11 protein-coding genes are annotated in these 15,217 nt (G+C 50.0%); 2 read left to right on the top strand and 9 right to left on the bottom strand.

Translation table 11 applies throughout. The annotated features are described in order from the left end of the window. Positions 1-39: 39 nt before the first annotated feature. On the top strand, positions 40-753 hold the full coding sequence (locus tag IZU87_RS04150; RefSeq protein WP_213113771.1) for a DUF1826 domain-containing protein: 714 nt from the start codon (positions 40-42) through the stop codon (positions 751-753). A gap of 141 nt (positions 754-894) precedes the next feature. Here IZU87_RS04150 and IZU87_RS04145 read toward each other — a convergent pair whose 3' ends face one another. The 8 genes from IZU87_RS04145 to IZU87_RS04110 form a co-directional block, all read right to left on the bottom strand. After that, the gene (locus IZU87_RS04145; protein ID WP_043334235.1) at positions 895-1,911 is read right to left on the bottom strand and encodes an alpha-L-glutamate ligase-like protein; all 1,017 of its coding nucleotides are present in this window, start codon (positions 1,909-1,911) and stop codon (positions 895-897) included. A 1-nt stretch (position 1,912) separates the two neighbouring features. Further along, positions 1,913-3,475: an inactive transglutaminase family protein gene (locus IZU87_RS04140; protein ID WP_043334234.1), complete on the bottom strand. Its 1,563-nt coding sequence runs from the start codon at positions 3,473-3,475 to the stop codon at positions 1,913-1,915. A 102-nt stretch (positions 3,476-3,577) separates the two neighbouring features. Then, positions 3,578-4,408, bottom strand: a complete 831-nt coding sequence (locus IZU87_RS04135; protein ID WP_054556656.1) for an ATP-dependent zinc protease family protein — start codon at positions 4,406-4,408, stop codon at positions 3,578-3,580. A 1,348-nt stretch (positions 4,409-5,756) separates the two neighbouring features. Next, positions 5,757-9,023, bottom strand: coding sequence for a DEAD/DEAH box helicase (locus IZU87_RS04130; RefSeq protein ID WP_213113770.1), 3,267 nt, complete (start codon positions 9,021-9,023; stop codon positions 5,757-5,759). Further along, the gene (locus IZU87_RS04125; RefSeq protein ID WP_213113769.1) at positions 9,016-9,798 is read right to left on the bottom strand and encodes a hypothetical protein; all 783 of its coding nucleotides are present in this window, start codon (positions 9,796-9,798) and stop codon (positions 9,016-9,018) included. The genes IZU87_RS04130 and IZU87_RS04125 overlap by 8 nt, the downstream gene beginning before the upstream one ends. 45 nt (positions 9,799-9,843) lie before the next feature. Next, on the bottom strand, positions 9,844-10,275 hold the full coding sequence (locus IZU87_RS04120) for a DUF6262 family protein (protein ID WP_213113768.1): 432 nt from the start codon (positions 10,273-10,275) through the stop codon (positions 9,844-9,846). Beyond that, complete coding sequence (locus tag IZU87_RS04115) at positions 10,272-12,392, bottom strand: tyrosine-type recombinase/integrase (RefSeq protein WP_213113767.1); 2,121 nt, start codon at positions 12,390-12,392, stop codon at positions 10,272-10,274. Before IZU87_RS04115 ends, IZU87_RS04120 begins: the two co-directional genes overlap by 4 nt. Next, entirely contained in the window at positions 12,383-13,579 is a 1,197-nt protein-coding gene (locus tag IZU87_RS04110; protein WP_249330432.1) for a tyrosine-type recombinase/integrase, read from the bottom strand. The genes IZU87_RS04115 and IZU87_RS04110 overlap by 10 nt, the downstream gene beginning before the upstream one ends. A gap of 475 nt (positions 13,580-14,054) precedes the next feature. Here IZU87_RS04110 and IZU87_RS04105 point away from each other — a divergent pair, with 475 nt between their 5' ends. After that, positions 14,055-14,681 carry a DUF3833 domain-containing protein gene (locus tag IZU87_RS04105; protein WP_242007790.1) on the top strand — a complete coding sequence of 209 codons (627 nt, stop codon included), beginning with the start codon at positions 14,055-14,057 and terminating at the stop codon, positions 14,679-14,681. Between the two features lie 110 nt (positions 14,682-14,791). Here the strand turns inward: IZU87_RS04105 and IZU87_RS04100 are convergent, their stop codons facing one another. Next, positions 14,792-15,082, bottom strand: a complete 291-nt coding sequence (locus IZU87_RS04100) for an EAL domain-containing protein (RefSeq protein WP_349305161.1) — start codon at positions 15,080-15,082, stop codon at positions 14,792-14,794. Positions 15,083-15,217 lie beyond the last annotated feature (135 nt).

Here is a 15,217-nt window from a genome sequence, read left to right as displayed (position 1 = left end):
CGGTGATAGACCCGCGACCATTCCTGACAGGAGGAATTCATGGCCCAGTTCGAGGCGCTGCACCCACCCCTTCACACACGACCCGAGACACGCCTGGCAGCCAGTTCGCCACCTTCGCCCCCCGCGTCGGCGCCAAGGCCCGCGACCCATTGGCATATCGGTCACGAGGCACGTGACCTGGGGGCGATCTTCGAACCCGACATCAGTCTGGCCGTGATGCAACGCCGCATCGATGCGGCATTGAAGATGGCGGTCAAGGCTCAATCTTCGGGTGCCTACCCGCTGCGCATGCGCTGGCGCGGCCCGATCAGTGATCTGCGTGAGGCGCTGGAGCGCTACCTTCCGGCACCGGATGCCGGGGCTGCGCTGATAGAGGACATCTGCGTGCTGGGTGAGGCCATGGGCGAGCTCTTCGAGGTCAAGGATATCAGCATGCGACTGGAGATGACCCAGAGCGCCATGTGCCCGCGCTTTCATGTCGACCGCATCCCGGTCAGATTGGTGACGACCTACGACGGCCCGGGCACCCAGTGGCTGCCGGAACATGCCGCCGACAGACTGGCACTGGGCCACGGCCAGCCCGGCCATCAGGACATCTGCCTGGCCCCCGGCGAGATACATGAGCTGCGCCCGGGCAGCCTGGCGTTGCTCAAGGGCGAGTGCTGGCCGGGCAACGAAGGGCGAGGGCTGATCCATCGCTCACCGGTGGTGCCCAATGGTAGCCGCCTGATGTTGAGCATGGACCCCGGCTGAGCCGAGGCTTCGCTTGCGACTCACCAAACAAGAACACCCCGCCAAGGCGGGGTGTTCTTGTCTTTCCAGACGCTGGAGCGGTCGATCAACCAAGGCATCGGTCAGCAAAACAGTCGTTCGGCAGACCCAGGGAGCCCGACATCAGTCCGCGATGGGCGCCATGCCGACATTGGCGACATCTTCCTTGCTGCGCGAGAAGTGCTTGCGCGCAAAGGCGACACGCTCGGCGACCGGCACGCCGTCGGGCTGACGCTCGATCAGCTCGAGCCGCTTGCGCAAGCCCTCGCCATTGGCCATCTGGATGGCCAGCCCCGGACGGGCGTTGAGCTCCAGCAGCATCGGGCCATGGCGACGATCCAGCACCATGTCGGTGCCCAGATACCCCAGCCCCGTCATCTCGTAACAACCGGCAGCCAGCTCGAGCAGGGTGTCCCACTGCGGCACCTTGAGCGAGAAGATATCGTGCCCGGTATCAGGGTGCGCGAACTGCGGGCGATCGTACTGCACGCCGCGCACCGCCCAACCACTGCCGATATCCAGCCCGACACCGACCGCGCCCTGGTGAAGGTTGGCTTTGCCATCCGAGGCTGCCGTCGACAGGCGCATCATCGCCATCACGGGATAGCCCTTGAAGACGATGACGCGAATGTCCGGCACACCCTCATAGGTGAACTCGGCGAAGGCCTGATCGAAGGAGATCAAGCCTTCGACCAGCGCCACATCCGGTGAGCCGCCCAGCGAATAGAGCCCTGACAGGATGTTGGAGACGTGGCGCTCCATGTCGGCACGCGTGATACGCGCGCCGCTGGGCTTCACATACTCTTCGCCATCATGGTGCTCGATGACGAGGATCCCCTTGCCGCCTGAGCCCTTGGCCGGCTTGATCACGAAACCTGCGTGATCGCGCACCATGTCGACGACGCGCTCGACCTCGAACTGGCTGGCGACCTTGCCGATCATCTCCGGCGAGGCCAGGCCATACTTCTGACACAGCAGCTTGGTCTGCAGCTTGTCATCGACCAGCGGATAGAGGCGGCGGTCGTTGTATTTCGAGATATATCCGATGTTGCGGCGATTCATGCCGACAACCCCCCGGGCGCGCAAGGCGCCCGGCGTGGTCCAGTTGCGCGACCAGCGATTCAGCCATGACGAGAGCATCTCAATCCTCCGTCAGCGGCTTGAAGCGGCGCAATTCCAGCAGACGATAGCCGGTGTAGTTGCCGAGCAGCAAAATGAAGGCCATCAGCACCAGTTGCAGACCGAGGAAGTTGAAGGTCAGGTGACGCACCCACGGATTGTTCATCGCCAGATAGGCCAGCACAGCGGTCAGAAGGCTGCCGCCACCTTGCTTGAGCACTTCCTTGGGACCTTCCTCTTCCCACAGGATCGACATGCGCTCGACGGTCCACGACAGGATGATCATCGGGAAGAAGGTGATGGTCAGGCCGGCGTTCAGACCGAAGCGATAGGCGAGTACCGAAAAGATGGAGATGATCGCGATCACCGTGATGATCACCACCGAGACCCTCGCCACCAATAGCAGATTGAGCCGCGACAGGTAACTGCGGATCACCAGGCCCGTCGCGACGATCAGCAGGAAGCCGATCAAGCCGGTCACCAGACTTGTCTGGATGAAGGCGAGGGCGATCAATACCGGCATGAAGGTACCGGAGGTCTTGAGACCGACCAGTACACGCAGCAGCACCACGACCAGCGCGCCGATCGGGATCAGCAGGATGGTCTTGAACAGCGCCTGCTCTTCCAGCGGCAGGGAGTGGATCGAGAAGTTGAGCAGCTCGTCATTGGCCAGCTTGTTGCGCACCGCGACGGCCGCCGGCTCGTTGTGACGGATCATCGAGAAGCTGACACGGGAATTCACGCCGCCTTCGACTTCCAGCATCGGCGCGCCACGACCTTCCCACAGCAGCAGGTTGTCCGGCTCACCTTGCTTGCCGGTTTCCGGGTTGATCAGCACCCAGTCGGTATTGATGTCTTCAGCGTCGGCGGCCTCGACATCCACCGCCTCGTTGCCTTGCGGCGTTTCGGCGAAGACCTGCAACCAGGACGAGACCGTCTGGCGACGACGACCGTCTTCCAGGCTCAGGCCGCTGACCAGACGCGCACTGACACCGGCCTCATTGAGCAGGCGCAGCATCAACTCGGGACGCTCGAACTGGGTCAGCAGCAGGCGCGCATTCTCGCCCTGACGCTGATTGTCGAACTGCTTGATCAACTCACGTGCGAAGGTGAACGAATCGGCACTGCGCTCACGGGCCTGATCGATGACCTGGGCCGCGGCGGTATCGTAGGGACGCTCCCAGGAGACTTCCTGAGGGGCAGGCAGGCGCTTGATGGCCGCAGGCGTCGCATTGTCGGACTCCAGCATGGTCACGGTGTAATACAGCAGCTGCGAGCCTGCCGCTTCACGGATCGACCATTCGGCACGACGGCCCGGCAGGTCATCCAGATAGGACAGCCCGAAGCCCGAGGACGCCGTGTTCTCGGTCAGGACGCTGTAGCCTTTCTGGTTTTCCGGCAGCGCCAGCGACGCCTTGACCGGGCCGCCAGTGGCCGTGAAGGCCACCTGGGCTTCGATATCCCACACTTTCTGCTGTGCACCGGGCACCCAGGGCACATCAAACGAAATATGGCGATAGGCGGTCAGGCCCACACCGATCAGCATCAACAGGCCGACCAGAAGATAGAAAGCAAAACGCGACATGGGAGTCCTTGAAATGTCTGGAGCAGTCATGATGGCTCGGTGGCGCACCGAGCCATGTCAGGCAGCGAAGCCGGGCAGAGGAGACAGGAGGGCGCTTGCCACTCAGTCGCGGTTGCCTTCGTTCGGGTCCTCGTCCTTGGCCGCTTCGTTACTGGGTGCACTGCCCGGGTACTCCGGACGTGCATTGATGAAGGTACGGCTGACGTCCACCGCAGCGATGTCCATCATGAAGCGACGGCCCAGCAATACCGGATAGGTGAGATCACGACGATCATTGAGGGTGAACTCGACCTTCTGCTTGATGTCACCCAGTGTCATCAGCAGGCTGACGACGGGACGCTCTTCGCGCCCGGAGGCCTGGATGATGGTCACCGTGCGGCTGACCTGGGCTTCGACCCACTTGTCACGATCGCCTGACACGAAATACTTGCCGTCATCCCGCAGTGCGAGCTTGAACTTGACCCACTTGGCGCCGTCGCGCTCGAATTCGGTGATATCACGCGCCGACAGCGACGAGGTATTGGCACCGGTATCGATGCGTGCCTTGAAGTAGCTGCTGATGGTCGGGAAGCCGACCCACTCGACGCGCCCAAGCAGGGTCTTGTCGAGGATGGGGTTGTCGGTCACGGCCTTGCAGGCTTCCACGGCCTGCGGCTGTGCGGGCTGTTCCATCTCGGCATGGATCTGGCGCAGCTGACTGCCGACTTCTCGCACGTCACGACGCAGAGAGCGGCTCAGCGCCTGCTGGTCGGCAAGTTGCTGCTGTTGGACGTTGCATTGGCCTGCCAGCTGTTCCTGCAGGGCATCGATGCGCTGCGAGAAGGCATCTGGCGTCAATACCGGTTTCTGCGGTTGCGGTTGTGCCGGGACGCAGCCGGCCATGACGACGACACTGGTCAAGGTAACAGGCAATAGCAGCTTGCGGATCAGCATAGGGGAGAAGGTTCCTGTTCAGCCTTGCTGCCGCTCTACAACCTGTGTGAACGGCAGACATAATTCTTGTCCATCGTCAGTCAGTCAGCACACTGACCCGACGATGCCTGGGTATTCCCTTGTATAGCTTGGGCGTTCTAGCACCGAAGCGTTACTGGGGGCGATCATACGTAGCCCGAATGGTGACTGTCCATGTTTCAGCACCTGACGCCGAGCCATTTCCTGCGATTCACCAACGTAGCGATCACTTTCTGTCGCCAGTCGAGGACAGACCACACGAGCTCCCGCCTGGCGTGGGTCAGGGCCGCTGTCAGCCGGCTGGACGTATAACGCCAGCTTGGCTTGCGTCGCCTTCAGGTGACGAAAACCTTGATGGAATCCACCCTCCAGACAAGAGCAGCCTTCGCGGCAGTTTGCATAGCCAGACCTCACTGTTTGCGCATTGTTCAGGATGTCACTGCATCATCAGCGCGGGATCACAGCATGGCAGTGACACGATCTCGGATGCGAGCCCGCCGACGAAGCGAGTCAGACTGTCGCCAAACTGTTCAAATGCAGGCCACTCAGCAAAAGATAGGCGGGAACGTCGGCTGACTCCATCGGCTGACTTTATCGACTGACTTTAATGACAAGCAGAACCTGAGGTTCACAAGCAGCTATGCAGAAGCTGTCATTCGCGCGGAGGAGGTCAGGTGCCTGAAGTCAGGTGCCTGAAGATCGACGCTCAAGCATTGACGTACACAGCCCGGATGAACAAAGCCCGGATGAACAAGGCACCGAGGTACACAGCTTGAGCACGCTCACGAAACATCGTATTTAACATGTATGCACACCAAAATGGTGTTAACTGAATATAATCAAAAAGTTAGCCCATTTCTAGTGTCAACTATGCGTTGTCATGCATTGAGTGCTCATACAGGTTATGTGGAGGACGTTGGTATTCAGAACAGTTCCGTCAGTCGTGAGTTGCATCGAAACGCGACCGATGGTGTCCACTACATGCATATGCAAAGAGCTCCAGCTTGGTCAGAGATACATTCCTGTGATCCCTACTATCCGGGCCAGCAAAGGTCTCACGAAAACACCAATGTCTTGATACTGTAGTACTTTCCACTGGAAAGGATTTCCGGCAGGTCAGCAGTTCAGAGCTACGCAAGGTGATCGAGAAGCCGATTGACTGACACCAATAACGCCTCGGTATAGAACACTAGCTCAAATATTCTCGGGAGAGTACTCTTAGGTCTTTAGTAGCATAGTTAAGAAAAGAGAACCATAAGCTATAACAAGCGCCCTACGTAAGGGCGCTGAAAATTAATATTTATAAAAATATTCAAGCACTAGTGGTATTCTAATGTAAGTTATAGGCAATAGCCGCATGTGAAACTCTACTTATAGTTTCTTCCCAAGTTTCATGATCATTCCCAGGAGATATGTATAACTTTATATCCTCAAATAGTTGATGCATTTCTCTTCTCGATAGGTTCGAGTGTGACATAATAATTCCAAGAGCTGACAATTCCAATGTGGAATAACCGCTTCTAACGCAATGCCCAACTCTTTTTAGAGAAGAAGAGACTGTGACTGTTTTGTTAGCCGTTTCTTGTCCGGAATTAGACAGTAAGAGAGCGGGAGCACCAAAAAAATGTGCAATCGTTGGAATTAACCTTATCACAAACTTTCTGGCACCTGTGCTTTTTTTCTTCTCTCTAGGCGCATTAGGTAGGGACTCTTGCATCTTATTTAATGGCTGGCCCTCCATCCACTCGGCGAGGAGTCGTTTGAGCAGGGGTATCGCAAAAATTGCACGTTCTGTATCTGTCTCACAACTCCTAAGGCTAGAGCCAAATTGATATTCAAGATCTTCGAGACGAAATATTCGGGCAAAATATTCAGGATGTTGTTCAAGCCAGTTGAATATCCAAGAGCACCATCCGAAGATACTAAGATCTAAAGTATCAATGCAAACAGTAATATCGTTTTTTAAGTCATGAAGTATATCTTCTGGAAGCCCAAGACTTGATGAGATGTCCCTAATTTCCCTATCGAATTGAGTCATTTCTTCTACATCACCCAGAAGCGATAATGCTGACTGTGTTCTGCTATCGATCCATTCGGAATCAAGTTTTTTTCTTTTCTTAAAAGCTGCGAATGTTTTTGATAACAATATAGTAGAGCTGCTTTCACTATCAGTACTAGCCAACCTTGAAACAAGATAACGCTCAAGATCTCCTGAGTTATCAGATTGAGCATGGATATTATCCATTACTGCGGTTATTGGGTCATCAAGGGTAAGGCATTGGTCAGACTGACTGAAAATCTCCCGTAGATTTGCCCATCGTTGACCAATCTGGTTTTCACTATCGTTTAGTCCTGTGACTTGACCAGGAATTACAATAACCATTCCAGTAGCATTTTGACCTGCTCTCCCAGCTCGGCCTGCTGCATTCAATAAATCTTGGGCCTCAAGCACAGAACGCCCACCCCGCTCCTGATCAAATCGGCTATCATCCGATATAATGACTAACTCGCTTGGTAGGTTCATACCCTGACCGAGAGTAGGTGTAGCAGAAAGTATACTAAGACCACTATCACGCTTGTAAAGAGATTCGATTAATAGGCGTTCTTCCGGTATCAATTGGCCATGATGTACAGCAGCTCGACTATTGAGGCAGCCATTGTTAACCAAAATATATAGTTGGCTTTTATGTCCCATCTCATCTAAAGCTAACTGGTATAATCTACGCTCCTCTTCATTTAGCTCAATAATAGTGTTACCTAAGAGTTCTGCGGCCTTGTTTGATATAGAAACAGCTCTTGGTATTTCAGGTGCAAATATCAATGTTTTTACACCTGAGAGTGCTGCAGATACCGCTAGACTTGCTGATAGCACTCCGCTATTGGGGGTTAATTTCCAAAACTTATTTGCAGATAAAGGCACAGCATCCTTGTGGAAGGGTAAGAATGAATAATCATTTCTTTTTTTACTTTGCCAAGTCTGCTGGACACTAAAGAATCCGTAGGGCTTTGCAAATAACTTTTTTTCTACACTTTTAGGTACACCTATTGTTTTTGATGATAACTTTTCTTTCCGCAGCATTTGATTAAGTTGGTCTAGTTGCTTTTTTTCGTATACTACGCATCCACGCAATTGACGTGTAGGCTTCCACTCCATCGATAGATCAAGAGTTTTTCGGCCAATAAGTTCTTCTAACCACTCTGCTATTTCTCCAGTATTTTTCAACATCGCAGACTGCAATATAATGTCTGAATTATTTGCTACTCTAACAAAGTTAAGAAGGCAGAGCATGGCATCTATTGATCTTCTATCCTTAGCATCTCTAGGGTGAATAAGGTGACATTCATCAAAAACCAAAACTCCTACATCTTGGAAATAAAGTGGATCTTTATAAATGAGTAACAGACAGGCTTCGGGAGTCAAAACAAGAATATTTGGAAGGGTTTCCAATTCATTAAGAAGATCAATTTCATCTGCTCTTTTCCCTTTAATATTTGCCTTTGGTAATGATAACCTCAAATCTTTGACTGTTTGAGCTATTAGCGCATGTGTAGGAGCCAAAAAAATAGCTTTTTTATTCAACAATAGTGCTGTATTTATTTTTAGTTGAGAAATAGTAGATTTCCCAGCACCAGTTGGATATGCCACAACGGCAGATACACCTGGCTCAAGATACCCCTCGCTAATTGCTTTCTGATGGTTAGGCCACAAGTATGGGCGAGTTGAAGCAATTTCTCTTAGTGATGAATACCACAATTGATTGTTAACCCCACTTGGAGGTTTAATCTTTGCAATAGCTCTATCCAAAAGAGACGATGCCACACTAGTAAGTAAACTAGCTAAGTGGAATGGTCCAGGAAAGACGGTCAACCTTGTTCCTTTAGTGAAAAAATCATCAGTATATTCTTCCTCTGGTGCTGAAAGAGATTTCACATTTTCGAATATGACTATCGGATCTTGTAAGGATTTGTTAGATCCTGCAAGGTGTTCTGCTAAATAGCTAATACCTTCAGAGATACGATTATATAAGACTGCAACTGCTTGCTCACCTATATTTTCTTCAGGGCTAACTATAGGATCTATGCTTTCTTGATTAAGGATTTTGCCGACCTGACCTAACCCTAAGAGCTTCAACCTATGAATTAGTGCTCCTTTGGCATGAGTATCGTTGCTAGAATTTAATTGAGAAGCAACTTCAGAAGCATCTGCTGGAGACTGCCCTATTAGGAAAAGCAACATTGCTGCTATGTCAGAGCTTATACCGTCGTATGTAAGGAAGCTTTCAGAGTATTCGGTGCTTCTAAGACTCTTGATTTGATAAACTAATTGGTGAGCTGTTGCACCTACAAAAGCAGCCGATGTTTTATTATTACGGTCAGGGTGCGCTGCCACTAAAGCCTCATTAGTATAGGCAAGGCGTCGAGCCCAAGCTTCACTCTCTACTAGTTCAGAATCACCCAACTTCTGGTCGCGCAAACTGAATCTAGTGGAGACAATTTCTGCAAACATCCTAGACAATATATCTGGAAGATTATCATTATCTAAGCCTTTTAGCTTAGGTGTCGTCATTATTTTTTGGGCAGTAGTTGGATCATACATTTTGAATCTCGACGTCAAGTTTTTGTAGAGCAGCTTGTGAAATTTTCTCCATCCAATCTCTTAGGTTATCAATAATTAATATTTCAGCCCGACGTTTCCCCGGGTCTCCAGAAATAGTCGTTGCATAACCTTTGAAAAGTGCTTTTTTAGCTTTATCAGTTTGATGTTGTGAACTACCTGTCACTGAAATTCGAAAAGCTCTTTGTTGATCCCATAACACTTTTTCTATTATTTCGTCACAGTATTCAGGGTTATGTCGATCTATCAAAGAGGTTACTATCTCGACAAGTTCGTGATCACGCTCGCCATTTTCAAATTGCTCGAACTCAGGCCATACTTGCTCTATGATTTTTTTCCTTGGGTTTTCTGTAGCTTTTTCTTCGCATATAACTACATAATCAACTTTATTGTCACTCATTTCGACTATCAAGCCATCGAGCCCCTTGTGTGCATGGTTCATATGAGGAGCCCTTATAATTGCCTCGGTATTTTGTTTTCGAGCTGCGATCCAGGATATGATCTGGAATAACCAACCATCTCGATGATATGGATCTTCTGCACTTTTGCGCGTTAACAGGCCCCTAGCTCCAGTAATTGCAGAGCCTAGAGTATTAGGAAAGTTAGAGCCAGTTTCCTTGAGAATTTTTTCAACTGAACGAGACTGACCTAATGCTATGTGCGCTATTAAAGATGACAAATTGTCTTCGTCATCGATGGTCCAGCTTGAGCCAGACCAGTCATCTTCATAGCTGATTGGTGTAAACGATATAGGCATAGTTTCACTGCTCCCTTTATAATATTATTTCGATAAATTGTATTTTTATTTTCGATTAGTACTAGCAGATATCCAATTTCGTCTAAAGTGCTCTGAACGGCCTCTCTCTTTTTCCAATTCTTGCTTAAGGATAGAGTTCTCTTTCCGTACAGAGCTGAGCTCCTGCTTCATACGGTCTAGTTTTTTGCGCAGCACAGCTTCAATATGCCGAAATTCTTCAGAAGTGCGTGAAGGGACGACCACACCATCTATCTCTAAAGAAGCTGAACGTGAGCTATCACGTTCAGCTGATATTGCTGCTTTAAAGTTATTATAAAGATACTGTCTACTTACTCCAGCGAGTGAAGCAACATCTTTAAACGTAATAGTCTCGTTGCGCTCTTTCAAGGCAGCGATAGCGTCTTCAACAGCACGGCGCTTACGCAAACTACGTTCTTCTCTGGCCTGCTTGAGACCTTCTGTATTACTAGTGCTCACTCTTCAAACTCCAGCTTTATCTGCTTGACTTTCTGTTCAGTACCTTTGAATGCGCCATTTTCTTCTATTGCCAAAACAATTTTCTCTAAAGATCCGTAAACTTCTTTATTTTTTTGGAAGCGACGTGTAGTAATTTCTGACATCCTTAACTTACCCGACTCTGCCAGCTCTATGGATTCCTCTTGTTGCTCTTGCATGAGAGCATTAATCGCAATTTTTTCAGACTTGAAAAAATCTACATCTTTAGCATCAGCTCTAAAATGCTTGCATGTATAGCATGCATTGGCATGCTCACACCAATCTCCTATTTGAGCTGGCATCGAACAAGCTCCACCGCAAACACGAGTGGCTGCTAGTTGCTCTTTTCTGACAAGAAGTTCACCAATCCTATCATCAACACTGCCGTGTATTGTGAAGAACCTTCCACCACCTTTTTCTAGGAGTGCTCTTTTCTTTAATTCCAATCTATTATTGACATAGACCGTCGCCATATCCGGACTAGTATGGCCTAGCTCCATCATAATATTAAGAATATCATGGCCGTTTTGTGCTAAAGAAGTACCCATTGTATGGCGAAGAGGGTGCCAAGAAAAACCGAGGGGATTCCCGTCATCATCTTTCACATGTTGACTGATGACCTTTTTCTTTATCTCATTCGCTGTCCATTGTTGAGACAAGAAACTTTCCCGTGTACCTCTAACGTTGGGGAAGAGGTACTTGGTTGGTCTGCCATACTTCAGGATTATGGACTTCCTCTGATTTTCAATAACTTTTATCAAAGTCGAATGTGACTTGTCACTTTTGGAAAGTGGTTTTCTGTTCCACTTTCTGACCTTATTCTGCCAAAAATGGAGGATCATGAAATTATCATCATCTGGATCATCCTTAAGGCAATCAAAGAGCACCGAATGCCCATCCTCAGCGCGCATGCCCGTGGCTAGAATCAGTACGAATATTTGAGGTATAGGGGAGCGAGTATATTTGATAGCCTCATGTATATCATCAATAATGCGCTGTGAATATGAGCGTCCTACGCCTTCATTCGCATATCCTATCCGCCCCAGTCCTTCTTTATAGTAGGTCTTTTTAATTTTCTTGGCCGTTCTTTTCGATACTGACAATGAAGGCCAGTCATTAGAGAACTCCCGTGAAGCTGTCTGTAGCATTGCCACAGTGTCTGTAAACCAGTTTTTCCCAGACAGCTCTTTGTTATTGCCCCATATCAAATATTCATCTTCAATGAGCGTGTCAGATATAAAAGCGGGAGAGGGCGCCTCAAACTTCTCGTGCATAAAATCACTAAAGTGTACAAACCTCCCCATGTAACCAATAAGTGTACTTGGTGCCAGCTCACCATGCTGAATCTTATTAATGACATGATAACGTACAGCATCACGCAACCATTCAGAATAACGGAAGAAGTTAAGGTACCTGTCTGTAGTACGTTGTGCATCTTTAAATCTATAGTCATCTTCGCTATAAAGATCGTTTAGATAGACGATCATGCGTCTCTGCAAAGGCTTGAACTGCTCTCTCTGAATTACGATATTTTTATGAATATCGCCTGCAATTGTAATGCGAGGTGAAAGATATTCTTTTTCAACAATGCTGTTTTCACGAACGTAGGTCTGCTTGATTTTTTTCCTTTTCGGATTACCAGAATATCTCGAAAAAGTATTTAAAAGATCAGTATTATGTCGCTTAGAACTTTTCTCTCCACAAGACGAGTTATAGTCCGCCATGAACTCAGGACAAGGTATATCTGCAATGCAAGAAACTCCAAATTGAATGGATATTTCAGCCCATTCACTATTTAGCCATTGCATCGGTAGTCGTCTTCGCTCTACAGAAGAATACGAGTTATTACGTTCATCTGAAAGGAATTTTGCCCAATAACATTTTAGCTCAAGCTTTGGCATCAATGGCAGTCCAGTAAATTCGATAGGGCTATTTACTCCGACGTGCTCATTTGCAAAACATTTGATTGCTTTCACAAATGCTTGATCCCAAGTATCATTAAAAAATAGCTTGTTATCATAGGATTCAATTTTCGACAAAAGTTGCTCTTTGTACAGAAGCTGATTGTCGGAATTTCCCTGAATGATCTTTAGATCCATTTTACGCCTCTATCAGTGACATGTGGTAACTTCCTGAATTCCTCAAGGCGCTTCTCTAATTTTTCTGGGCCTGTCAGATGAAGCTTTCTCACTTCATGGCTAAATAGATGCTTATAAAATGCCAAAGTTGTCTGAGGGCTGGCATGACCTAGGCGTTCCGCTACTTCGAGTAATCCATAGCCATCAGCAATAGCTTCACTAGCATGCGTGTGTCTAAAATGATGCCAAGTAAAAGTGACACTGGTTCGCTTCTTTAAGTAGTTTTTCAGGTTCTCTGCGTAGCTACGGGAAAGGGCACGTCCAATACGACCTCGCTGAACATTACAAAATATATATTCGGTACCCGTTTCAAAAGCATCTTGATATTCATCGCTTGTGATGAAGTCTTCATACATATCGAGCAGGTAGCCCATGACAGGGATGGCACGAACACGCTGCCCCTTAGCCCTGGCACCATTCTCATTATCGTTTCTAGGAATGATCCATATGATTTTATCTTCAAGATCAATGTCCGTGTGACGTAACCCCAGAGCCTCGCCAATACGCATGCCTGTGTTGTAGAGCAACGCCACTAGAAAAGCATCTCTCATCGTGTAGGAGGCTTGGATAAGCCGTAACACTTTTTCTGGAGACAAGCGTTTTTCGGTGACTTGTTTTTGGACCTTACCAATATCACCGCTCAGGTAACGATCTTTCTGTTTGGTTGTGCGCCGGCTGTTGATGTGTTCCAGGAAGGGCTTATAGCTATTGAGACCCAAGTGATGCTGAGACTGCGTTCCTTGAACATGCTCGAATGGATCTCGGCCTTGAAGATAGCGATAGAAGGATTTGGTCGCCAAGTGCAGTTGGTTTTTCAGCGATGGGGACAGCTTTTGAAGGGAGCGCGCATCAAAGCTCAAGAGGTTTTCTGGCGGCGACTCGTCTTTAGCACTTAAGGCGTAAGGCAGCCACTGAAGGAAGCGATCGTAATCGCTTACCGAAATATCATATACCGATTTACCGTTGGCATTGAGGTAACTGCCTAGGCGAGCCATGTGACGGGCGTAAGCGACGATCGTGTTCGGAGAGAGATTTATCTCCTCAAGGTGGACGATCCAGTCACGAGGAGGATCGCCGGTGCCACCATCATGATCGAGCACGGTCCACGAGACAGCGGTGTCGCTGTAACGAATTTTGACAAGTCTCATAAGCATCACCATCCATGGAATACACCATATTTGACATGGTGAGCATATGAGTCAAGCCGCAAAGCCTAATCCAAGGGTTCCCTCACATGGATGACACAATTGACATAGACGCCATTGGTGTCGGTATTAACATAATATATATTATACGAACCATAGGGTATGCGGGTTACATCAGTGATCCTGGGCGCCCGTAGAGTCAGTTGCCTTGATCCATCAGGTCAGGTCCATCAAGTCGAGTCGTCGGGCCAAGTCCAGCGAGTTGAACCTGTCGGCTTGCATCAACGATGGCCTGTTTCACGATCCAAGTGCCAAACAGCCCGTTGCCCAGGAGCGCGAACAAACTTATCCTTGATAGCATTCATGCACAAGTGTTGTAGAATAATTCGGGCCACATGTGACCCACACCGCTCATCTTGTCACTCAACCTTGCCGCGCGCCGTGATGACTCACGGATCGGCGCGAACCGGAGTCAGCGATGCCCTCCTTCCCGTCCTGTCTGTCAGCTAGCGCTGGATTCATGCACAACGGCATTCGACGCCTTCGGCGCATCAGCGGCCGCGCAGCCGTGTTGATCATGGCAGCGGGATTGTCAGCCTGTAGCGGACCTCAGATAGAGGATTACGCGGGCAGCGGCCCTGAGCTTCGCATCGATGACTACTTCCTGGGCCACACACGTGGCTGGGGCATGGTGCAGGATTACCGTGGCGAGGTGATGCGGCGGTTCGTGGTCGATGTCATCGGCAGCATGCAAGGCAACCAGCTGATTCTGGAGGAAGACTTCGTCTATGCCGATGGCGAGACACAACACCGCCGCTGGACCTTTACCCCGGCGGGTGATCGCCAATGGACTGGTCGAGCGGCGGATGTGACGGGCGAAGCGATAGCGACGACCCGCGGTAATGCCTTGCGCATGAACTACGTGCTTCAGGTGCCGATCGACGACAGTACTTGGGAGTTCAGCATGGATGACTGGATGTATCTGCAACCGGATGGCCGCATCCTGAACCGGACCTCGATGCGCAAACTGGGCCTCGAAGCCGCCAATATCACCCTGGCATTTCAGCGCTGCCCCTGTGATTCACCGGCAGCTGAGCCGAAATGACGCTCGTGCGCGGCAATGACGTGAGTCCCTGATGGCTTCGAGCCTTGCCTGATGGCTTCACCCCTCGATAGCGCCAGCCTTGTCGGTTCCAGCGCCTGACAGCCCAACCCTCATGAGGCGGCGGAGTCACCCGCATGCTGCTCGAGCGATGTCTCCACCTTGGACAACCACTTGCCGTAATCCTCTTCTGGCGCCATGGGCTCTCCAAAGGCGTATCCCTGCAACTGGTCAAAGCCCAGATCCATCATGGTCTGGCGCTGGCGTGAGTGTTCGATACCAACCGCCACGGCGGAGATCTCCAACATATGCAGGGCCGCCGTCCAGGCTTTCAACAGGCGCGCCTGACGTGGATCCGTCTGCAACAGACTGATCCAGCGTGGATGCAGTTTCACGCTGGTGATGGACAGCAGGAGTTAAGCTCAAGTCTTGTGTATGGAGGGCAGAAGGAAGGGTGGCGTATCCTGCTGATTGATCACGCCAGATCACAACCAGCATAGGATGGATACGCCATGACCGATTCTACCCTCCAAGCCGTG

This window comes from Cobetia sp. MC34 (assembly GCF_018340035.1).
GTDB classification, from domain to species: Bacteria; Pseudomonadota; Gammaproteobacteria; order Pseudomonadales; family Halomonadaceae; genus Cobetia; species Cobetia amphilecti.
Note: the sequence above shows the minus strand (reverse complement) of the source record. Positions and strands in the feature narration are given on the sequence as shown.

Excerpts from the sequence above, each read along its gene's own strand:
- IZU87_RS04150 (WP_213113771.1), top strand. The coding sequence starts at position 40 with ATGGCCCAGTTCGAGGCGCTGCACCCACCCCTTCACACACGACCCGAG.
- IZU87_RS04145 (WP_043334235.1), bottom strand. The coding sequence starts at position 1,911 with ATGCTCTCGTCATGGCTGAATCGCTGGTCGCGCAACTGGACCACGCCG.
- IZU87_RS04140 (WP_043334234.1), bottom strand. The coding sequence starts at position 3,475 with ATGTCGCGTTTTGCTTTCTATCTTCTGGTCGGCCTGTTGATGCTGATC.
- IZU87_RS04135 (WP_054556656.1), bottom strand. The coding sequence starts at position 4,408 with ATGCTGATCCGCAAGCTGCTATTGCCTGTTACCTTGACCAGTGTCGTC.
- IZU87_RS04130 (WP_213113770.1), bottom strand. The coding sequence starts at position 9,023 with ATGTATGATCCAACTACTGCCCAAAAAATAATGACGACACCTAAGCTA.
- IZU87_RS04125 (WP_213113769.1), bottom strand. The coding sequence starts at position 9,798 with ATGCCTATATCGTTTACACCAATCAGCTATGAAGATGACTGGTCTGGC.
- IZU87_RS04115 (WP_213113767.1), bottom strand. The coding sequence starts at position 12,392 with ATGGATCTAAAGATCATTCAGGGAAATTCCGACAATCAGCTTCTGTAC.
- IZU87_RS04110 (WP_249330432.1), bottom strand. The coding sequence starts at position 13,579 with ATGAGACTTGTCAAAATTCGTTACAGCGACACCGCTGTCTCGTGGACC.
- IZU87_RS04105 (WP_242007790.1), top strand. The coding sequence starts at position 14,055 with ATGCCCTCCTTCCCGTCCTGTCTGTCAGCTAGCGCTGGATTCATGCAC.